This window comes from Plantactinospora siamensis (genome assembly GCF_042434095.1).
In the GTDB taxonomy this organism is placed as follows: Bacteria; Actinomycetota; Actinomycetes; order Mycobacteriales; family Micromonosporaceae; genus KBS50.
The window spans coordinates 1-19,798 of sequence record NZ_JBHLUE010000023.1 but is presented as its reverse complement, the minus strand read 5'-3'; the positions used below and the strand labels follow the sequence as shown (position 1 = coordinate 19,798).

The window sequence follows — 19,798 nt, the reverse complement described above, 5'->3', positions numbered from 1 at the left end:
GCGCACTCTTCTTCCGCCGATCGGTCGGGGTGGCCAACGCGTGGGCCGGTAATCGCGACGTCGGACGTGCCAGGATCCTGCTGTGACAGCGATCGAGATCGTCCAGGGCGACATCACCCGTGAGCATGTGGATGTCATCGTCACCGCGGCCAACGAGTCGCTGCTCGGCGGTGGCGGTGTCGACGGGGCCATCCACCGCGCCGCCGGCCCTCGCCTGGCACAGGCCGGCGGCGCGATCGGCCCCTGCGAGCCGGGCGACGCGATGGCGACCCCGGCGTTCGACCTCGACCCGCCGGTACGGCACGTCATCCACACCGTCGGGCCGATCTGGGAAGGCGGTCACCACGGCGAGGCCGATGTCCTCGCCTCCTGCTACCGACGCAGCCTGCAACTCGCCGACACACTCGGCGCCCGGACCATCGCCTTCCCCGCGATCGCCACCGGCGTCTACGGCTTCCCCGCCGACCAGGCCGCCCAGATCGCCCTGGCAACGATCAGGGCCACACCGACGGCGCTCCAACGGGTACGACTTGTCGCCTTCGACGAAGACACCCGTAAGCACCTACAAGCGGCAGCGGTACGCACCGACTGACACGCACTCATTTGCCGCTCTGGGCTTGTCACGATCCGTGATCGGAGGCCATGGTTGCGGATGGTCGGGGTGTCTCAGCGGTGCTGGCCGGCACGCAGCATCTCTACCGTCTTGGCGACCCGCTGGGCGCGGGTAGTGTCCCGTTTGGTCTCACTGATCCAGCGGACGAACTCCTTGCGATGCGAGTATGTCAGCGAGTCGAAGGCTGCGCGGGCCTCGGCATCACCGGCCAGCACAACGGCGAGATCCAAATGACCACTCCGCCGACGCCTCCCGGCACGCCGCCGCCCGACTCCCGCACCTACAGCGAAGCCGTGGCATGACCAATCCGGAGCCGGGCGTCAACATCCCGCAAAGAGCCGAACGCGTGCTGCTCAACGCCGCCTTGCACGCCACCGGCGCCGAAACCGGCTTCTGGGACGACAGCGGCCGCCCCGCACCATAGCCCGACGACATCGAGGACTGGACCGCCGACACCCGCGAATCGCCAGCCCCTGAACCGGGACAGCCGCCGTTCTGATTACAGGGCGTCCCGACCAGGCCGTGAGGGCTGCGCTTGCTGGCTAGATGTTCGCCTGGTCGTTCGCCCTGTCCTCGGGCCGAACCCACTCACGAGCCACCGGCATCTCGCACTCGGGTTCCTCGTCGTCGACGAGGCCGATCGCGAATGGGAGCTGGCATATCGCATGCCGACGCCCTCATGCCGTTCGGCCGCAGCAAGTTCGCCGAGAACCTCGACAAGCCGTTGCCGCTGGTCGTCGGACAGCTCATAGGTGAACGTCGCACCGTTCTCCAGCACGCTCACCGCCACGTCCAGTTCGACCTCTTCGTCTGGACAGGTGTCCAACCACCAGGACAAGTCGACGAAGAGCTCCGCAGCGACCCTCAACGCCGTCTCTTGCAGGCCGCCGGACGCGAGCCGACCACCTTGCCGGTCCTGGAGCTGCTGAGAGAACCAGTCGAGGCTTTGCCGGAACGCGGTCAAAGCCCCCGCGTCGACACAATCCGCCGGATATTCGCCGAGCCAAGCGAGCGAGTCGGCCACGACGCGCTGAAGCAGACCGGCGAGCCCTGCATCACCATCAGTGCTCACGATCGACGACCCTACCCACCTCACATCATCAGGTGGATAGGACGGCCGGTCCCATTACATGAGCCCAAGCCAGGGGAAATACGTGAGCGTCAACAGTCCTCGGGCACCTCCACACTACGGACTGCCAGGTCGGCGGAAATGTCCACCTCGTACGCCGATCCGATGGTCAACCCCGCCTGCTCCCGCGCCGCACGAGCCAACCCGATCAGGTTCTCCCCGCCCATGCGGGCCAGCCGCAACGGCAGGGTCACCCCGTTGACAACGACCCGCACCGGGAACGCCTTACGTCCCTCGCCCACCGCGGAAACCTGCTCGTCTGAAAGTACGAACGCCGCGGCCGGTCCGCGCGGCTGCAGCGTCAAGGTCAAAGTGAGGATTTCGCCCATGGTGCGACCGTAGCCACCGGCGACCACGGCACGCCAGCGGGCGTCTCGACCCAGACGCGAAGGCCGAACCGCCGGCGATCAACACGGGACCGACGGGCAACCCGCGTCCGCTTCTGCCGCGGACCGGCACGTGGTCTGCCGGCGGCCGTCAGTGTCCGTGCTGCTGTTCGGGCACCTCGTCGGCGGTGCTGTCCAGGCTGGCGTCGAGACCGGCGGCGATCTGAGCCGGCAGCGGGTAAGCATGTTCGACAGGCAGGTGAGCTGCTGCGGCCTGTTCGTCACCGCCGCGCAGGAGGTCCCTTACGCGATGAACGGTGGCGGTGATGTCCGTGATGGCCACCGTCCAGTCATCGACGTATCGGTGGACGGCCACGCCGGACAACCCCAGCTGCAGAGACCGGTACGGCAACGCCGTCAGCTGCAGCGATCGTTCCGGATCCCACTGCACTCGGACGGGGCTGATTTTCATCTGCCGCGACCAGGTCGCCTTGTCACCGTGCAGGTCTCGGTCGTAGTGGCTCAGGCAGGCTCGCGTCAGCGCCCACTCAAATCCGTCGCGCGTGATGTCGATGGACAGGACGCGTTCCTGCCCCGGCTTGGTGGCCCAGCCGCAGCGGTACATCATCCACAGGAACGACGGCTTGATCCACGTCATCCGGTCTCGCTTGAAGGGGGCCACGAAACGGCCGGCTGCCACCGCTGGCAGCGCGATGTGCGGGGGATACGCCTGGTACACGGTGATGGTGTCGGCCGAGTAGCGGGCGCGGACCTGACGGGCGGGAACGGACACGACGTGATCCTCACCGATCGGAACTCGACCGTTCAACCGAGATTCCGCACCACGCCAGCGCCACGCCGAAATGAATCCGCGGAGGCACCCGCATCTGCCGCCGCTCCGTAACGGCGTCTCCCTTAAGCCCCGAATCGGCGTAGACGTATTCGAGCCCTGTTGGATACCGTCACGCGGTGGCGGAATGCAGGCGGTATCGCTACGTCGGTCCGGCCGAGGTACGAGACCGGACCGCGGTGGACGTCGTTGCCGTGGACGGGTCCGCGTCGCTCGATGGTTGGCTGGCCGGGCGTGGTGGTGGGGAACTGGCCGAGCCCGTGACATTTGTCGTTGATCTCGATGGTGTGCTCAGGTTGGCGCCGCGTCGTAGCGAACACGTCGTCCTCGCCGACGGGCGGCGGGTTCTCGCCGCCGGTGAGATGAGCTTCGCCTCCACCGGCATGGGTTGGCGCGTGGTGGCGGTGACCAATCAGTGGACCGGCTATTGCCCCGATCCAGACTGCTGGCCCGCCGTGGCCAGCGCTCTCGACCGCGTCGGCGTACCGCATCCTGGTGGCTTCACCGACCGGGTCACCTTCCGTTGTTGCCCAGGCTGCGGTGAGCGCAATATCGTGCGCGACGAGGACTTCACGTGCGCCATGTGCGGCGGCGCCCTACCCGCCCAGTGGAACTTCGCGTCCGAGTGAAGGGGTCCGGACCTGTCGCGCAGCGGGCGAACCTTCACCCCTGGTGCCAGCGACTCAGTCCTGATGGCCAATGAGACGTAGCTTGATCTGGTGGTTGTGCGGAGTGTGACCGATCACCGTTCCGCGCACCACCGTAGCCACGAGGGGAAGCGCGATGTCGTGCGACATCGCTGTGATCTCCGCCAGGCCCACTGCGTCCGGCACGCCAGCAATTTCTACGAATACGCCGAACGCCGGTGACCAGGGTCCCGGCAGCGGTGCCCAGCGCGGCCGCGGTCACCAGAGGCTGGAACCGGGCGAAGTGGCGTCGGAACACCCCGAGACCGTCTCTGGTCCGGCCGACCAGGTCGGTCGCCGGGTCGTCGGGCAGCTCGTGCGGGCGCAGCACACCCAGGGCCAGCAGGCCAGCCCGAACGGCTCGATCACCTCCCGCTTTAGCCGTAGGGAGTCGGCGTCGACGACGGTGGCGCTGATCCGGCCGTCGGGTCTCCAGGCGGACCGGCGGCTGCTCGAGGTGCAGTGTGACGATCTCCTCCAGGAACGCGACGCCCGGGTGTCACGCTTGGTTGGATCGCGGGCCGCGACTACCCGGCCCGGGCCGGCTGCGACCCGTACGACCCAGCTCGGATCGAGGCCCTCGCCGCTCGGCACGTAGCGCTCCGGGGGCGCCTCGGGATGCCGTGCAGCTGTCGGCACTGCGACTCGGTGGCCGGCCGGACGTAAGCCCCTGTGGGCGCCAGGATTCGGCCAGGTTCCCGCAACCGCGCGTTGACGATAGATTGATCAGCAATATATGTTGCCCGCGTGACTGAAATGCGCGAGGCCACCTTTCTGATCCTGACTGCGCTAGCCGACGAGCCGCGCCACGGTTACGGGATCATCCAGGATGTCGCCGTCCTGTCCGGCGGCCGCGTCACCCTGCTGCCGGGAACCCTCTACGCCGCACTGGACCGGCTGGTGGCTCAGGGCTGGGTCGAGCTCAGCCACGAGCAGGTCATCGACGGCCGGCTGCGCCGCTACTACCGGCTGCGCGCCGACGGCCGCACCGCCCTCGCGCGCCAGACGGAACGGCTGCGCCAGTTGGCGTCGGCCGCCGAATCCCGGCTGCGCGCCCTACGGCCCGAGCTCGCCTGACCCCGACTGCCGCAGCGTCCTGGGAGAATCCATGCTCCGCTGGCTACTGCTGTCCTACCCGCGCGACTACCGCCGGAAGCGCGGCGCCGAAATCCTCGAAACGGTGCACGACATGGCGCCAACCAGCCGGGGTCCGCGTGTGGCGGCGAATCTCCTACGCCACGGCCTGCGCGCCCGCCTCGGGCGACCAGCCAGTCGCACCGTGGGGGTCTGGGCATCGATCTTCACGGTGGCCTGCGGTCTGTTCGCCGCGTCCTTTGGCATCTGGCTGACCTGGCTCGGCTCCCGCCCGCTCGATCACAACGAGCTTGCCGCGGCTGTCGGTCAGCTCTATCCGGACAAGCAGGTGAGCCACATCGACAAGGATGATCCGCCTGCCGTGTTCATCATCTACGGCAGCCCGCTGAGCTGGAACTCCGTTTCCGACCTGCTGCTGGGTGACGGCGGCGAATATTCGCTGGCCGGACTTGGAGCGTCTTTCGAGCAACTGCCGGCCGATAGCCGTCCGCTCGTCCTCGCCGGACTCCGGCAGCGGCTCCAAGCCGCCGGATGGACCTATACCGAACCGGTCTACTCCAACGCGTACGACTGCATTCCCGACGACCCGCGATGCGACCCCGTCTCGATACCGTCCGACATCACTGTGTCCGCGCAGCGTGGTGACAACGTCCTTGATATACACATCAACGCCGACAACACCACGCCGGTCATGGACTTCGCCATGACCCGGTCGACCCCCTGGAGCGCGTATCCCGTCAGCGTCATCGCCTTCGTTCTGGGCACGCTGAGCGGCTGGTGCCTGTTCGGCTGGGCCAGCCGACGCACGGAAGAGGGCCACCCGCTGGCCCAAGGACTGGCGAAGTTCCTGTACGGCTTCGCGATGTTCCTGTGGTGGGCACCGATCCTGCTGAGCGCGCCGCAGATGCTCTCGCACCACCTGAGCGAGCCGCATCTGCGCTGGCATCCACTGTGGGAATGGCTCGGCCAGCCCACCATGTCGCTGCCGTTCCTGCTCGGCTGCCTCATGCTGACCTTCGCACTGGGCCTGGCCGCGCTGCCCTACCGTCAGCCAGCCGACCAAACGCTCGCGCACGATTGACGCCGCAGCAGCCAAGGTGAAGTGTACGGATCTGCCGGCGACCACGGCCTTGACCCGCTCTCCGCAGATCGGGTGGATATCGAGCGGTACGTGCGCTGGCTGCAAGACGTTCGCCGGTACCAGCCCTCGACGGTGTCCCGTCGGCTGTCGGTCGTGGTCGGGTTCTATCGGGTCGGTGTAATCGACGCGGTCCTGGAGCACTCGCCAGCCGATTACGTCCGCCCTGTCGGCCAACCCGAACGGCTTCGCCCAAGTCCCCTCTTGGGCCTGCTCGGCTTACGAATCTTCGAAGCCTGCGGGTCGACCATCGCCGACCTGGGAAAGGAACACGGCCACCGGGTCCTACGGGTGCGCGGCACGGGCGGCATGGTTGTGCTCGTCCCGCTGCCACCCGCGGTCGCCCGAGCCATCGACCGGGCCGTCAACCAGCGCACCGCCGGGCCGCTCTGCACAACACCCACGGTCGGCGGATGGACCGACACGCCGCCACTCGTCGGCTCAAGCACCTGGCCCACCTCGCGGGGATCCGGATGCCGAGGATGCACCTCCCCATGCTGCGCCACACGTTCGTGACCACCATGCTCGACGCCGGCGTCAGCCTGCGCGACGTGCAGATCGCCGCTCGCCACGCCGACACCCGTACCACCATGCGCTACGACCGAGCCCGCACGAACCTCGACCGGAACCCCAACTACATCCTCGCCGCCTACATGGCCTCCGGGGCGTAGCCAGCGCTCGCGGCTCTGCCGAATTGAGGGCGTCCCCGTTATCGTGCTTACGTGACCGCAAGATCTGCGTGGAGCAATGCTGGCGTGGGCGTGGGTGTCCTGGTGGTGGGTCTCGTTGCCGTCTGCGCCGGGGTCCTGGCCTGCGGTGTCGGGGCGTGGGTCTTCCTTGGACCGGTGAACTACCTGGGGTGCGGCACCGAGCGGCCCAACCATGTTTCTGAGGCCGATCTCATCGGCACCTACGAGACCCGGGATGGCGCTCGTATGGAACTGAAGACGGGCAACATGCTGGTTGCAACCGCGCTTGCCAGGGACTCCGACGGCGCACGGCTAGATCTTTCTGGACCCGGGACGTGGACCCTACAGTCCGGCCATACAGGCGCCGGCGACATCGATCTGAGCCTGACCGCGAAGGGGAGGCCGGGCTACCTTACATCCTTGTATATTTCTGGCAGTCGAAAGCAGCCTTGGATGTACTGGTTCGACGGCGACCCGGACGGATGCAACCTGTATCGCTTCAACAGGGTTGCATGACCTCGTATCGGAAGCGCCGACAACAGACGCGCCTCATTCTCATCTGCCGCCGAGCGGGCGCGCTGGCTAGTACTCCAACGTCATTTGGCTTGTCTGCGCTGGTAGTGGGATCGGCGGGCTCGGGCTTGGGATGTTCGTCGCCAGAGCGACCAGTGCAGGATGTGCTCTGGCGGTAGCGATGTGGCGAGGGCGAAGGCGTTGAGGAGCCGGCGGATTTCGGCGACGGTCAATGCGATGATCTCCGGGCCGGTGTGGGGCTGCTGTGCGGTGGCGGCGAGGAGGGTCAGGACGGCCAGGGCGAGCATGGCCAGGGTGATGAACCGGTGCCAGCCGGTCCAGCCGCGGACTTGGTAATGGTCCAGGCCGACCTGGCCCTTGCCGGTCTGGAACAGCCCCTCGATGCTCCAGCGGGAACCGGCGACACGGACGAGGGTGTGCAGCGGGACTGGGCGGGATGACCAGCACAGGTAGAAGGCCAACTCGCCGGTGCTGCGGTTGCGGCGGATGAGTAGCCACCGATACTCACCCGGGCCGGTGGCGGTGGTGATCCACGCCCACAGGTAGTCGCGGGAACCTTTCGCCCCTGGCCCGCAACTGTGCATCTGCCACTCGGCGGTGGGGATCCGCTCGGCGAGTTCGTCAGCGCGAATGGGGGTGCGGCCGTCGTTGATGTACACGCGTCTGTCGCAGCCGATGGCCAGGGCGTAGCCGATGGTGTGGTCTTCGAGGTCAGCACGCAAGTTGGGGTCGGCGCCATAGACCTCGTCGCCGGTCACCCATCTGAACGGGACATCAGCCTCGAGCGCAGCGGCGATCATTTGCCGGGCCAGGGCGGGTTTCGTGGCGAACTCGACCTTCTCCGGGACGCCGGCGGCGGTGAGCCGGTCAGGGCGATCGCACCAGGTCGTCTCCGGCAGGTAGAGCCGACGGTCGATCAACGCCCGCCCGGTGGGCGTCACGTAGGCCAGGAACACCCCGACCTGGCTGTTCTCGACACGCCCCGCGGTGCCCGTGTACTGCCGCTGCACCCCGACCGAGCACACGCCCTTCTTCAGGAACCCCGTCTCGTCAGTGACCAGCACACCGTCGGGGTGGCCGAGCTGCTCGATCAGCCAGGTCCGCACGTCGTCGCGGACGGCGTCGGCGTCCCACACCGCTGTGCGCAGCAGCCGCTGCATCGCCTGCGGATCAGCGTGACCAGCCCGCTCCGCAAGCGACCAGCAGGTCTTGCGTTCTGCGTCCGACAGCAGCCCTTCCACGAACTGCCCGGCGGTCCGGCGTGGCTCCGCCCGCACGAACCGATCAGCGACACGCCTCACCGCTCGTCCAGGATGACCCGCCACTGATCAAGGTTTACGCTGTGGCCCGCGGCCACCGCGCGATCTTCGGTTGTCCTCACAAACCATCGATGATCAACGCGGTGGCTGCCCTCATGCCCACGCCACGCCCAGCACGAAGCCATCCGAAGGTTCGTTGGCTTCGGCTGGCTGCCGCGTCACCGTGCGACAAGAATGACGAGCGTGATCAGCGATCTTCTTGCTGAACTGGCCGAGACCTTGGACAGGACGACTCGCGTCCGCGTCTTCGACTCAGTCGGGCCGGGTGAACCAACTCGCAAGCGGCGCAACCGTCCTCCGGCCCTTGCTGACCAGCATGACCCAGAGGCGCTGATGCAACTGCGAGCAGCGCTGGCACCGCGACCAGACAGCAAGATCATGGCCTGGATGCAGTGGCCCGATCTATGGCTCGAGCTGCTCGGACATGATCATGCGCGGTTGACCACGATCGGTCTCCTTCGCCCCGGCTGGCTCAGGCTGGAAGTTAACGGTGACCTGGAACTGCGGAACCCAAAGGCCATCGTGCAGTGGTTGACCCGCTGGGCCCCCACAGCAGCGGCATCGATCGCCGAATGAGGCCATCTCGTCCGCCGCTGACCCACACAGAGGAGGAGGCCAGCCGCCGAAGCCAAGTGGCGTTGGAGTACTAGGCGGCCTCCTTGAGAGGAAGCCCGGTAGACAGGTCGGGGAGCGGAATGGGAGCAGCCGGATGCGCTGAACGGCACCGAACAGCACCCAACGGCACTGGACCGCACTCAACTGCAGCCACCGCGACCTGCAGGTTCGCGTTTCCGCAGTTCAGAGTAGTTGGCCCGTCCTGTTTCACGAGACGCACTCAACGGCGCTGAACAGCGGTCAACGGCACTCTATATCGCCTGGTAGGAGAGTATGCGCAGATCACGGCGGTAAGGACCTCGCAGGCGCCCTGGGCTTTCGGATGGGAGCAGGATGGGTGCAGACCGGCGAAGTGGTCACCACGCACGAAGTGCTCACCGACGCTGGGGAAGGGCCTGAGGTCCTGACCTGCGGCGATGTGGATGCATCGGTCGGTTGTGAGCGCCCAGGAAACTCCGAGGTGGTCATTTCGCGGTCGTTAGTCGTTTGGCAGGGCGTTGCGGAGGACGGTGGGATGAAAGGGGCGTGGTGAGGTCGCCGGCATGGGTAGCCTGCGGCGGTGAGCACACCATCGGGCGACTACACGGCGACGCTTCCGCGAAAACGTATGGGCGCCGCGGTTTTGTTCACCGATGCTGCCGGGCGGGCTCTGCTGGTTGAGCCCGTCTACAAGGACTATTGGGAGATCGTCGGCGGGTGCGTCGATGCCGACGAGTCGCCCCGCCGGGCGGCGGTCCGTGAGGTCAAGGAGGAGTTGGGCAAGTCGATCGTCCCCGGCCGGCTGCTGGTGACCGACTGGGTGCCGCCGCGGCCGGGACGTACCGAGGGTGTCATGTTCGTCTACGACGGTGGCGCCTTGGACGAGCTGGGCACAGCTGACATCCGGCTGCCGCCGGACGAGTTGCGCGGCTGGGCCTGGTGTGACCAGGATCAGATTCGGGAACGGATGTCGGAGCTGCTGGCCCGTCGGGTGATCGCCGCGTTGTGCGCTAAGGCCGAGGGCACGATGTTCGACCTGGAGAATGGCTTTCACGCGCATTGACATGCGCCAGCGGCGCGCGCCCTCGCCAGGGTGCGCGCCGTCTTACTGTTCAGGCTGCCTTGTCCCAGCGATCGACGGCTACGGTGCCGGGTCGGATGGGTGCCACGTCGGTGACCGGTCCGGCCAGAAGGGTGCAGCCCCCGGAGCGGTAGAGGCTGTCGTGGATGCCGTCGGCGTACAGCAGCCCGGTCAGGTCGGCGCGGGCCTTGGCGATCGGGTGGGTCCGTTGGAACCCGGCCGCCCCGATCAGCGGTGCCAGGTCGGCGACGGCGCGGACGGCGGTGTCGACACCGGCGGCTTTGCCGACCCTGGCAGCGAAGTCGGCGTGCGGATGTGAGTTGGCGGCCAGGCGGCTGGTCGTGAAGGTCGCCAGGAGCGCGGCGGTGATCTCGGCGTGAGTGCGGCCGAGGACCACCAAGGCGTTGTCGCGTACCCGGGGCAGCACGCCGACCCTGATCTTGGCGGCCAGGGCGCCGGTGACCAGGGTGTGTGTCCCGGCAGCGGTGCCCAGTGCCGTCGCGGTCACTAGAGGCCGGAACCGGGCGAAGTGGCGTCGGAACACCCCGAGACCGTCTCCGGCCCGACCGACCAGGTCGGTCGCCGGGTCGACGGGCAGCTCGTGCAGGCGCAGCACGCCCCAGGACCAGCCGGCCAGCCCGAACGGCTCGATCACCTCCCGCTCCAGCCGTGGGGAGTCGGCGTCGACGACCGTGGCGCTGATCCGGCCGTCGGGGTCACGAAAGAACACCACGAACCCGGCGGACTCCATCAGCCGCGACACCCAGCACTTCTCGCCGGTCAGCCGCCAGGTCCCGTCACGGCGGACGGTGGCCCTGGTGGTGATCTCCTGGATGCGGGAGCCGCCGTGCCGTTCGGTCGCGGCGATCCCGACCAGTTCCCCGGCGGCTAGCCGCGCGGCCCAGCGCGTGGCGGCTTGCGGGGTGCCCTCAGCCAGGATCATCGCGCCGTGTCCGTCTCCGGTGGCGTCGCGCAGGTCCAGGTCGTGGAACCCGGCGGTGAACTGCGCGAGGGCCTGCCAGATCAGCCCGGCCCGCCCGGCCGGGGCGCGGTGGCTACGACGGGCGAGCTCGCGCCGCAGATTGAGCAGCCACCGCGACCAGGCGGGCGTGTCCTGCGGCGCCGGCGGGCTCGCGCACAGGCTGCCGAGGTCGCCGGCCAGACGGTGCAGGTCCTGCCAGCCGGTGTCGTCGATCTCGGGGACGCTGGTGCGCAGCGGGTCGAGCCAGGTCATCGCGCTGGTCACAGGGTCACCTCGCCGCGCTGGGTGGCGGGCACGCCGTAGACGATGGCGCGGGCCCGCACGTCCTTGGTGACGACCGATCCGGCGCCGACCAGGGCGTGCTCACCGACGTTGACACCGGCGAGGATGACCGCGCCGGAGCCGATCTTGCAGCCGTAGGCGAAGCTCGGCGGCAGTAGCGGTGGTTCGTTGTCGGGGTCGCGCCAGATCAGCTCCTTGTCGTTGATGGTCCGCACCCCGGCGCCGATGAAGGCCCGGTCCGCCACGACGGTGTCCGCGGTTAGGTGGGAGCCGGGCGAGCAGCGCACTCCGTCGCCGACGGCACAGTCGCGCTCGACGGTCAGGTTCGCCGCGAGCTGGCTGCCAGTGCCGACCGTGACGTTCGTGCGTAGCAGAGTGTTGTGGCCGACGGTGGTGTCATCACCGACGCTGGCTCCGGCGTAGACGGTGGCGCCGGCGCGCAGCACCACCCCGGACCCGATCGTGGTGGGCGCGCCCGTGCCCTGGTAGACGCGGCGCACGGCGTAGCCGTACTCCGGCTCACCCACCGTCGCCCGGTGCCCGATGTGGGTGTCGTGGCCGACGCTGGTGCCGCCGTGCACGACCGTGAACGCGCCGACGGCGACCCGGTCGCCGAGCACGATCGGGCGGATCGTGCCGAGCATGTCGACGGGCAGAAAGACCGCCGACGGGTGGATCTGGCAGCCGTCGCCGAGCTCCAGCAGCCCGGCCCGGATCAGGTCGGTGACGGTGATCGGGATGTCCGGTGTGCTCAGGTGCATCATCGCGGGACTCCTTGTCTCGCCCTGGTGGATGCGCCCAGCACACCTGCCCGCCCGACCGGATCGAAGACCTCGCCGGGCAGGGCGCAACCTGCTTGCACGACCCGCAAACATCGGTCACGCTCAAATTCTCGCCCTCGTGGATGGAGGTGCCCGATGAGCACCCGGCCCGCGTGGACCACGATGCCGGCCGTCGCGCAGGCGGCCAGCGACGGCGACTACGGCGCCGTGTTGCGCACCGCGCGGGTGGCGGCCGGGCTGAACCTGGAGGACGCCGCTGCCTTGGCCGGGTTCTCCGCTTCGACGCTGAGCCGGATGGAGACCAAACGCAATCGCCACTGGGACGTGCGCGAGCTACGCCGCCTGGCCGAGGTGTTCGCCATCCCGGCGTACCTGTTCGGGCTGTCGCGATCGACCTTCGACATTGGCGCCGATAGCCTGGGCGCAGGTGTCGATGAGGATGGTGACTCGATGCGCCGACGCGACCTGATCGCGACGACCACCGCCGCGGTGACCGGGGCGCTGGTCCTGCCCCTGGACCAGGCCGCAGCCGCGCATGGCATGGCCGACACCGTCGAGGACGTGCTGTTCGGCAGGGTCAGCGCCGCGCCGATTCCTGGCAATCAGCTGGCCGCGCAGTTGGCCGCCGCCCGCGCCGACTTCCGCGCCACCCGTTACACCCAGCTCGCCCGCCGCCTGCCCCGGCTACTCGCGCAGGCCATCGCTGGGCGTGACGCCGCCACCGTCGACGAGGTGCCGCTGGCGGCCGGCCGTCTGGCCCAGGCGTACAACGTGGCCACCCAGCTGCTGATCAAGCTGCACGACAACGGCATGGCGTGGGCCACCGCCGACCGGGCCGTGCAAGCCGCCTCTGGCGGCGACGACCCGATGGTGCTGGCCGAAGCCCGACGTCTGGCCGCGACCGTGATGCGCCGCACCCAGCACCGCGACGGTGCGCAGAAACTCATGCTCGACACCGCCCGATCGCTGCAGGCCGACACCAGCCTGCCCGACGCCACCCACACCGCCCTCTACGGCCAACTGCTGGCGACGGCCTCCTACACCGCGGCGGTACGCGACGACCGCGAGACCGCCTGGACGCTGCTCGGTGAGGCCGAAGACGCCGCCCGCCGCGTCGGCGGTACCAACGCCGACCGGTTCAACATGCTCGAACTGGCCGTCTACAAGGTCAGCGTGTCGCGGGTGCTCGGCGACTACGGCAGTGCCGTCGACTACGCCCGGCTGGTCGACCCCACCCGCATCGTCTCCCCCGAGCGCCGCGCCCGGTACTGGGAGGACACCGCTCTGGCGCTGCACGGCCGAGGTCGCCCGCAGGCGACGTTCCAAGCACTGCTGGCCGCCGAACGCGACACCCCGCAAGAGGTCCGCTTCCGCCCATGGGCCCAGCAGCTCATCACCGACCTGCTGACCCGCGGCCACAGCCTCCCGGGCGTACGCGAGTTCGCCAGCCGCGTCGGCGTTGCCTGACCCGTCCCGGCACGTGCGCCCACCGATCCGCTAATGCGACAGAGCCGCTTGCCTACCCCGTTGCCTCCTTCAGTTTGAATCCCGGACCAAGATCGAATCCCGGATAACGAACTGAACTGAAGTCTCTTACGGGCGCCGGAATACTCGTAGTCGACGGAGATCGTGAACCAATCCGGAGACCGATTTTTACCCGATCTCCCTGGGTGAGGGTGTGGCCACCACCAACAAAGGGAGAAAACGATGAAAAGCCAGGGTGCGATTGTGAAGCCGTGCGGCTGCCTGGCCCCAGCGACCGGGCGGACGCTGGGCAAGAGCTGCTCAAAGCTGCCGAAGCCTGACCCATGGGAGTTGGTACTTCCAACGCTCCAGCGGAATCTGCTTGGACAGGCCGAGCGGGTACGCCGCGGCGGGTACGCGTCGGAAGCTGCCGCGTCCACGGCCCGCGACGAACTCCTGATCCTCTCCCGCGAGCCGCAGGCCGGACGGTCACCCTAGCCTTCTGATCCGTAGCTGCCGGGGTTGAACCCCAGATTGGCGAGCACCTCGACGAGGACAGCCTGCCTGTCGGACTGCGGCCCGGCGACGGTCATGCCCTTGCCCTCGCAAACCTGTTGGTCCTCCAGCTCCGCCACGATCGCGAAACACTGGTCGTACACCCGCTCGTAGCGAACGAGGTGCGGCGCCAGGTCGGCGTACTGAATGCTGGTCAGGAAGAACCGGTGCACGATCGCATTCCGGTACTCGTAGAGGTCGACGACCTCGTTCATCAAAGAAGCTCGCGACCTCGTACCACTGCGGTGGCTCGGCGGGAGGCGCGCGATCCACTGCCGGGTCCGGCTGACATCCCGAGCCAGTAGCGCCTCGAGCAACGTCTGACGCGCGGCCGACGAGTCGTCTCCCGGGTTCGGCTCGACGCTGAGCAACAGGCCCGTCACGGTGCTTCGCCACACCCGTTCCCTGGCGTCACCGCGATTCGGCGCCTCCTCCGGCAGACCTGCCCGGGCCAACGCCCGCAGGTCGTAACTGGTAGCGCTGGGTGACGGGCCCGCCACCTCGGCGCACCTCCGTGTGCAACGACCAAGGGGGCGTCGACGGCCGTGCGCGACGCCCCCTCGGTCGTCGCCCGTCACGGCGTGACGCCCAGCATCAGGGCGATGGTGCCGACCGTGGCCATCAGCAGGCAGGTGCCGGGGTGCATGCCGATCGAGATCCGGATGTCCCGCTTGCGCCAGACGAGCCAGACCGCCGGGAACAGGAAGATGATCTTCGACAGGACGGTCCACGGCGACCAGAAGTGGTACACGGAGAACAGGACCGTGTTGAGCACGGGCGCTCCCCAGCGCAGGTGGGCGATGCGGGGCAGCAGGAATCCGCGGAAGTAGTACTCCTCGATCAGCGGCAGGCTGAACCCGGTCAGCGGGAGGGAGATCAACATCGTGGTGATCAGCATCGAGCGGGGGTATCCGTCGATGTAGGTGGTGGCGCTGCCACCCGCGCCCTCGAACGGGATCCAGGTGAAGAAGTGGTCGAAGACGAAGTTGTCCAGTGGGGTGAGCGACAGGGACACCACCGTCATCCACACGATCAGCCCGGCGATGAGGGCAGTGATCTTCCCTCGGGAGATCGGCCTGTTCATATAGGCCAAAACTCCTCGTAGCGAGAATCGGCCGGTACGCTGACGGCCCAGCCACAGCAGGCCGAACAGGACCGGTACGAGCACCACGACCAGGGCGATCGCCCAGGCCAGGAAGATCGGGTAGCCGATCGCCTTGACGAACGGCTCGGCCAGGAGCAGGTAGGCGGCGACGATCAGTGCTCCGGGTACGAGGTGCAGCGCGATCGACAGCGGAACCGAGTGACGGTCGGCGACCAGGAGTTCGACGAAGCGGTTCGACCGGGTGCGTTCCGGTGCGGCGGTGGGGGTCTGCGTCATCTGCATGACGTAGAGACTCGCGGCGCCTCCTGTCACGGGCCTGTCACGCTCCTGACGCGGCGCCGAAAGGCCTGACAGGCTGCCTTCGCGACCATGGCAGGATGCTCCGCGTGAAGATCGGGCTGCTCGGGCCGTTCGAGGTCCGCATGGACGACGGGACCCGAGCCGACGTACCGGGCGCGCGGCTGCGTGGGCTGCTGGCCGTGCTCGCGCTCGAACCCGGGCGGGTGCTGCCCAAGGCCACGCTCGTCGACTGGATCTGGGGTGAGAATCCGCCTGTCGACGCGACCAACGCCCTGCACCGCCTGGTGTCGCGGCTGCGGAAGGTGCTGCCGGAGGGATCGATCGAGGCGCAGACCGACGGATACCGGCTCCAGGTGGAGCCCGACGCGGTCGACGCCGTGCGGTTCGAACGCCTCACCGCCGCTGCCCGGCTCGGCGGCGATGACGATCATCGGCGGCTGCGACTCCTGCGTGAGGCCGTCGCGCTGTGGGGCGGTGCCGCCCTGCAGGAGGTCGGCCTGCCGGACAGCGCGGCGTGCGACGCGGCGGTCGCCCGGCTCGAGCGGCTCCAAATGACGGCCATCGAGGATCGGTTCGACGCGGAGGTCGGCCTCGGTCACGGGGCAGAGGTGGTCACCGAACTGACCGACCTGGTGGCCGCCCACCCGCTCCGGGAACGGCTCGTCGCCGCGCTGATGCGCGCGCTCGTGGCGGCCGGCCGGGGCAGCGAGGCGTTGCTCGTGTACGAGCGCACGAGGGACGCCCTGGCCGACGCGCTCGGCGCCGACCCCTCACCGGAGCTGTCCTCGCTGCACGTCGCGCTGCTGCGCGGCGAGGTGGGACGCCGCGAGGATGACCGGCGGACGAACCTGCGGGCCGAGCTGACCAGCTTCATCGGCCGAGACGCTGATGTCGCCGCGGTCGGTGAACTCATCGCCGACCATCGGCTCGTCACCCTGATCGGACCGGGCGGGTCGGGTAAGACGAGACTGGCCTCGGAGACCGCTCGGGTACTGCTGGCTGACCTGCCCGACGGGGCATGGGTGGTGGAACTCGCGGCTGTCGGCGCCGACGGTGACGTGGCGCAGGCGACGCTCGCCGCGCTCGGCCTGCGGGACGCGCTGCTCGGTGCGGCATCGGGCGTGGGGCCGGCCGATCGTCTCGTCGCCGCGGTCCGCGAGCGGGAGATGCTGCTCATCCTGGACAACTGCGAGCATGTGATCGAGTCCACTGCGACGTTCGCCCACCGGGTGCTCGGTGAATGCCGTCGGCTGCGAATCCTCGCGACGAGCAGAGAACCACTCGGCATCACCGGTGAGTCGCTGTGGCCGGTCGTGTCGCTGGCCCTTCCCGCGCAGGGCGCCGACCCGGGCGAGGTCGAGTCCGCCCCGGCGGTACGGCTGCTGCGGGACCGCGCCGGTGCGGTGCGCCAGGGTCTCGTGACCGACGCCGGCACGTCGGCCACCCTGGCCCGGGTGTGCCGGGCGCTCGACGGGATGCCACTGGCGATCGAACTGGCCGCGGCCAGGTTGCGCACCATGTCGATCGAGCAGCTCGCCAACCGGCTGGACGACCGGTTCAGCCTGCTGACCGGTGGTAGCCGTACCGCGCTGCCGCGACACCGGACGCTCCGCGCGGTGATCGATTGGAGCTGGGAGCTGCTGTCCGACGTCGAGCGGCTGGTCCTGCACCGGCTGTCGGTGTTCTCCGGTGGTGCGGGCCTGGCGGCGGCCGAGCAGGTCTGCGCCACCGGCCCGGTGCGGGCGGGTGACGTGTTCGAACTGCTGACCGCACTGACGGACAAGTCGCTGGTGGTCTCCGAAGGTGGCGGGGCGCCCCGCTACCGGATGCTCGGCACGATCAAGGAGTACGCCCAGCATCGGCTGGTGGAGTCCGGCGAGTCGGAGCCGGCCCGCCGTGCCCATCTGAGCTACTTCACCAGGCTCACCGAGACCGCCGAGCCGCACCTCTACCGTGCCGGGCAGCTGGAATGGCTCGCCCGACTCGGGGACGAACACGACAACATCGCTGCCGCGATGCGCGGCGCCATCGCCGCCGGTGACGCGGGCGGGGCGATGCGGCTCGCCGCCGCCGCCGGCTGGTACTGGTGGCTCGGCGGACACAAGGCGGAGGGCTATGAGCTGATCACCGCGGCCGCAGCCCTGCCGGGCGAGGTCGCCGACGAGCACCGAGCCGTGGTGTACGCGTTCGTCTCGATGTTCGCCACCGCCGGCCGCAGCGACCAGTACGAGGCGGCCGACTGGATCAACAAGGCCCACGAGGTCGCGCGCCGGGTCCGGGGCAGTCACCCGGCGTTGGGGTTCGTCGCCGCGATGTACCAGTTGTTGCAGGCGCCGCAGGCGTTCGAGTCGGCGTACGAACCCCTGCTCGCCGACGAGGACCCGTGGGTCGCGGCGCTGGCCCGGTTGCAGCTCGGCAAGTTCCGGATCATGGCTGGTGAGGGCGGGCAGGAGGCCGACACCATGCTCCGGACGGCGCTGGCCGAGTTCCGTGCGATCGGCGACCGGTGGGGCATCTCGTTCGCCCTGACCGAGCTGGCCGAGCGCGTCGCCGTGCGTGGCGAGTTCGCCGATGCCTGCGACTACTACGAGCAGGCCGTCGCCGTTGTGGTCGAGATCGGCGCCGAGGAGGACGTGGTGTCGCTCCGGTCGCGGCAGGCGCAGTTGTACTGGCTGTCCGGCGACACCCGATCGAGCGCGGCCGCCATGGCGCAGGCGGAGCGGTACGCGCGACGGGTCGCGTGGCCGCAGGCGCTGGCCGAGCTGGCGCTGTCTCGGGCGGTCCTCGCGCGCTGGAACGGCGACACCGAGCAGGCACGCCGGCAGCTCGAGGTCGCCACGGAGATGCTGGGCGGCGCCGCCGAGCGGGCAAACGTCCACGCGGTCGTGCATGACCTGCTCGGCTACCTCGCCCGGGACCTCGACGAGGCCCGCGGACATCGCGCCGCAGCCTTCCGGACGGCGAACGAGGCAGGGCACGCGCCCCTGATCGCCCAGGTGCTCGTCGGGGTCGCGGACCTGGCGCTGCGCCGCGACCAGCCCCGGCAGGCCGCGGCGCTGCTCGGGGCGAGCGCCGGGGTGCGCGGACTGCCGGACCGCTCCCACCCGGACGTGGCCCGGATCGAACGGGCAGCGCGAAGCCGCCTCGGCGACACGGAGTTCGCCGAGGCGGCCAGGCAGGGCACCGATCCCAGCTGGAGTCAGCTGGTCGAGGTCACGCTCGCTTCGTGAAGGTGGAACGGGCCCACAGGTTCCGACCAGGGCGATGCCGACACACCAGGCGAGGGCGGGGATCAACGTCTGGATCGGCCCGCCGCGGCGCTGGACCAAGTGGCGAAGCGGGGCCCCTCGCCGAGGAGCAGGCTTGACCTCAAGCATGGTTGAGCAACCAGTCTCAGCGTCATGCGACGACTCATCCATGTCATCAGGGGTGCTCTACATGCGCGCAGGCGAACGGGGTGGAGCCGCGCTGCACGCATAACGGCGGCCGCTGACCCGACGGTGCCCCCGCTGGCTCGTTTCCTGCTGCTCACACCAGAACTGCACGGGCCGACTGCCAAGCATGCCGGGCGGTGCGAGTAGGCGAGGAGAGCCGGGCCGAGTGACCAACTGGGTGACGACGGGTGCGGGCAGCGGTGGAAGTCCATGGACTCCGGTAGACCGATCGGACGGCTCAGCCCTGCTGTTGGCGCAGCGCAACGATGGCCAGCGGTTCCTGCACACAGAACCAGTAAGACCCATCCGGCCGCCCTGGCTCTCATGCTTGCACGGCATACTTCCGGGGTGAGTTACGACCTGGCGGGTGTGGGAGGGGGAGCAGCCTGTAGACGACGCGGCTGCGGCCCTGGTCTTCGAGCATCTGTACAGCAAGTACCTTGAGGATGAGTGGCAGACGGCGCCCACCCCCCGCATCGCCGTCGAGGGATCTACCGCGGAAGGCTGGCTGTCGGGGCTCGTCGTCTCGTTCCCGGTCGCGCCCGGCGGCTGGACACCGTAGCCGTTTGCTGTGCCTTCGGACCACCGTTGAGACAGGACGCCTGGTCAGACAGGTCGGGGAGCGGAACGGGAGCAGCCGGATGCGCTGAACGGCGTCGAACAGCGCCCGGACGGCCGACCGACGGCGTATGGCCCTTCGATACTGGACTTTGAGCGCACTCTTCTTCCGCCGATCGGTCGGGGTGGCCAACGCGTGGGCCGGTAATCGCGACGTCGGACGTGCCAGGATCCTGCTGTGACAGCGATCGAGATCGTCCAGGGCGACATCACCCGTGAGCA

22 protein-coding genes are annotated in these 19,798 nt (G+C 68.9%); 12 read left to right on the top strand and 10 right to left on the bottom strand.

Annotation, left to right across the window (positions count from 1 at the left end; genetic code table 11):
- The first annotated feature begins 82 nt into the window (after positions 1-82).
- Positions 83-592, top strand: coding sequence for an O-acetyl-ADP-ribose deacetylase (locus ACFFHU_RS25180; protein ID WP_377342718.1), 510 nt, complete (start codon positions 83-85; stop codon positions 590-592).
- 74 nt (positions 593-666) lie between these two features.
- On the opposite strand, the gene ACFFHU_RS25175 is transcribed toward ACFFHU_RS25180, so the two are convergent.
- The gene (locus tag ACFFHU_RS25175) at positions 667-843 is read right to left on the bottom strand and encodes a YdeI/OmpD-associated family protein (RefSeq protein WP_377342717.1); all 177 of its coding nucleotides are present in this window, start codon (positions 841-843) and stop codon (positions 667-669) included.
- Positions 844-911: 68 nt separating this feature from the next.
- Between ACFFHU_RS25175 and ACFFHU_RS25170 the strand changes: the two genes are divergently transcribed.
- The gene (locus ACFFHU_RS25170; RefSeq protein ID WP_377342716.1) at positions 912-1,037 is read left to right on the top strand and encodes a hypothetical protein; all 126 of its coding nucleotides are present in this window, start codon (positions 912-914) and stop codon (positions 1,035-1,037) included.
- 75 nt (positions 1,038-1,112) lie between these two features.
- Here ACFFHU_RS25170 and ACFFHU_RS25165 read toward each other — a convergent pair whose 3' ends face one another.
- The 3 genes from ACFFHU_RS25165 to ACFFHU_RS25155 form a co-directional block, all read right to left on the bottom strand.
- The gene (locus tag ACFFHU_RS25165) at positions 1,113-1,685 is read right to left on the bottom strand and encodes a hypothetical protein (RefSeq protein WP_377342715.1); all 573 of its coding nucleotides are present in this window, start codon (positions 1,683-1,685) and stop codon (positions 1,113-1,115) included.
- A gap of 89 nt (positions 1,686-1,774) precedes the next feature.
- The gene (locus tag ACFFHU_RS25160) at positions 1,775-2,071 is read right to left on the bottom strand and encodes a DUF1905 domain-containing protein (protein ID WP_377342714.1); all 297 of its coding nucleotides are present in this window, start codon (positions 2,069-2,071) and stop codon (positions 1,775-1,777) included.
- Between the two features lie 148 nt (positions 2,072-2,219).
- Entirely contained in the window at positions 2,220-2,861 is a 642-nt protein-coding gene (locus ACFFHU_RS25155; RefSeq protein ID WP_377342713.1) for a DUF4291 domain-containing protein, read from the bottom strand.
- 176 nt (positions 2,862-3,037) lie between these two features.
- Here ACFFHU_RS25155 and ACFFHU_RS25150 point away from each other — a divergent pair, with 176 nt between their 5' ends.
- A complete protein-coding gene (locus tag ACFFHU_RS25150; RefSeq protein WP_377342712.1) occupies positions 3,038-3,547 on the top strand; it encodes a hypothetical protein in 510 nt (169 codons plus the stop codon).
- Between the two features lie 54 nt (positions 3,548-3,601).
- On the opposite strand, the gene ACFFHU_RS25145 is transcribed toward ACFFHU_RS25150, so the two are convergent.
- Positions 3,602-3,751: a hypothetical protein gene (locus ACFFHU_RS25145; protein WP_377342711.1), complete on the bottom strand. Its 150-nt coding sequence runs from the start codon at positions 3,749-3,751 to the stop codon at positions 3,602-3,604.
- Between the two features lie 609 nt (positions 3,752-4,360).
- On the opposite strand from ACFFHU_RS25145, the gene ACFFHU_RS25140 reads away from it, so the two are divergent.
- From ACFFHU_RS25140 to ACFFHU_RS25125, 4 genes are all read left to right on the top strand, one after another.
- Positions 4,361-4,681 (top strand): PadR family transcriptional regulator, encoded by a 321-nt coding sequence (locus tag ACFFHU_RS25140; protein ID WP_377342721.1) that lies wholly within the window; start codon positions 4,361-4,363, stop codon positions 4,679-4,681.
- A gap of 31 nt (positions 4,682-4,712) precedes the next feature.
- Positions 4,713-5,780, top strand: a complete 1,068-nt coding sequence (locus tag ACFFHU_RS25135) for a hypothetical protein (RefSeq protein ID WP_377342710.1) — start codon at positions 4,713-4,715, stop codon at positions 5,778-5,780.
- Between the two features lie 95 nt (positions 5,781-5,875).
- Positions 5,876-6,508 carry a tyrosine-type recombinase/integrase gene (locus ACFFHU_RS25130; protein WP_377342720.1) on the top strand — a complete coding sequence of 211 codons (633 nt, stop codon included), beginning with the start codon at positions 5,876-5,878 and terminating at the stop codon, positions 6,506-6,508.
- A 51-nt stretch (positions 6,509-6,559) separates the two neighbouring features.
- The gene (locus ACFFHU_RS25125; RefSeq protein WP_377342709.1) at positions 6,560-7,042 is read left to right on the top strand and encodes a hypothetical protein; all 483 of its coding nucleotides are present in this window, start codon (positions 6,560-6,562) and stop codon (positions 7,040-7,042) included.
- Between the two features lie 80 nt (positions 7,043-7,122).
- Here ACFFHU_RS25125 and ACFFHU_RS25120 read toward each other — a convergent pair whose 3' ends face one another.
- Positions 7,123-8,361: an IS701 family transposase gene (locus tag ACFFHU_RS25120; RefSeq protein WP_377342707.1), complete on the bottom strand. Its 1,239-nt coding sequence runs from the start codon at positions 8,359-8,361 to the stop codon at positions 7,123-7,125.
- A 192-nt stretch (positions 8,362-8,553) separates the two neighbouring features.
- Between ACFFHU_RS25120 and ACFFHU_RS25115 the strand changes: the two genes are divergently transcribed.
- Positions 8,554-8,955, top strand: a complete 402-nt coding sequence (locus ACFFHU_RS25115) for a formyl transferase (RefSeq protein ID WP_377342706.1) — start codon at positions 8,554-8,556, stop codon at positions 8,953-8,955.
- A 598-nt stretch (positions 8,956-9,553) separates the two neighbouring features.
- Positions 9,554-10,036 carry an NUDIX domain-containing protein gene (locus ACFFHU_RS25110; RefSeq protein ID WP_377342705.1) on the top strand — a complete coding sequence of 161 codons (483 nt, stop codon included), beginning with the start codon at positions 9,554-9,556 and terminating at the stop codon, positions 10,034-10,036.
- Between the two features lie 49 nt (positions 10,037-10,085).
- Here the strand turns inward: ACFFHU_RS25110 and ACFFHU_RS25105 are convergent, their stop codons facing one another.
- Together ACFFHU_RS25105 and ACFFHU_RS25100 are read right to left on the bottom strand one after the other, a co-directional pair.
- A complete protein-coding gene (locus tag ACFFHU_RS25105; RefSeq protein ID WP_377342704.1) occupies positions 10,086-11,300 on the bottom strand; it encodes an acyl-CoA dehydrogenase family protein in 1,215 nt (404 codons plus the stop codon).
- Complete coding sequence (locus ACFFHU_RS25100; protein WP_377342703.1) at positions 11,297-12,082, bottom strand: DapH/DapD/GlmU-related protein; 786 nt, start codon at positions 12,080-12,082, stop codon at positions 11,297-11,299. The genes ACFFHU_RS25105 and ACFFHU_RS25100 overlap by 4 nt, the downstream gene beginning before the upstream one ends.
- Before the next feature lie 153 nt (positions 12,083-12,235).
- Here ACFFHU_RS25100 and ACFFHU_RS25095 point away from each other — a divergent pair, with 153 nt between their 5' ends.
- Positions 12,236-13,567, top strand: a complete 1,332-nt coding sequence (locus tag ACFFHU_RS25095) for a helix-turn-helix domain-containing protein (protein ID WP_377342702.1) — start codon at positions 12,236-12,238, stop codon at positions 13,565-13,567.
- A 491-nt stretch (positions 13,568-14,058) separates the two neighbouring features.
- On the opposite strand, the gene ACFFHU_RS25090 is transcribed toward ACFFHU_RS25095, so the two are convergent.
- A complete protein-coding gene (locus tag ACFFHU_RS25090; RefSeq protein WP_377342701.1) occupies positions 14,059-14,334 on the bottom strand; it encodes a hypothetical protein in 276 nt (91 codons plus the stop codon).
- A gap of 359 nt (positions 14,335-14,693) precedes the next feature.
- Positions 14,694-15,506 (bottom strand): CPBP family intramembrane glutamic endopeptidase, encoded by an 813-nt coding sequence (locus ACFFHU_RS25085; RefSeq protein WP_377342700.1) that lies wholly within the window; start codon positions 15,504-15,506, stop codon positions 14,694-14,696.
- 104 nt (positions 15,507-15,610) lie between these two features.
- Between ACFFHU_RS25085 and ACFFHU_RS25080 the strand changes: the two genes are divergently transcribed.
- Together ACFFHU_RS25080 and ACFFHU_RS25075 are read left to right on the top strand one after the other, a co-directional pair.
- Positions 15,611-18,754 (top strand): AfsR/SARP family transcriptional regulator, encoded by a 3,144-nt coding sequence (locus tag ACFFHU_RS25080; protein WP_377342719.1) that lies wholly within the window; start codon positions 15,611-15,613, stop codon positions 18,752-18,754.
- Positions 18,755-19,325: 571 nt separating this feature from the next.
- Positions 19,326-19,520, top strand: a complete 195-nt coding sequence (locus ACFFHU_RS25075; RefSeq protein ID WP_377342698.1) for a hypothetical protein — start codon at positions 19,326-19,328, stop codon at positions 19,518-19,520.
- The last annotated feature ends 278 nt before the right edge of the window (positions 19,521-19,798 follow it).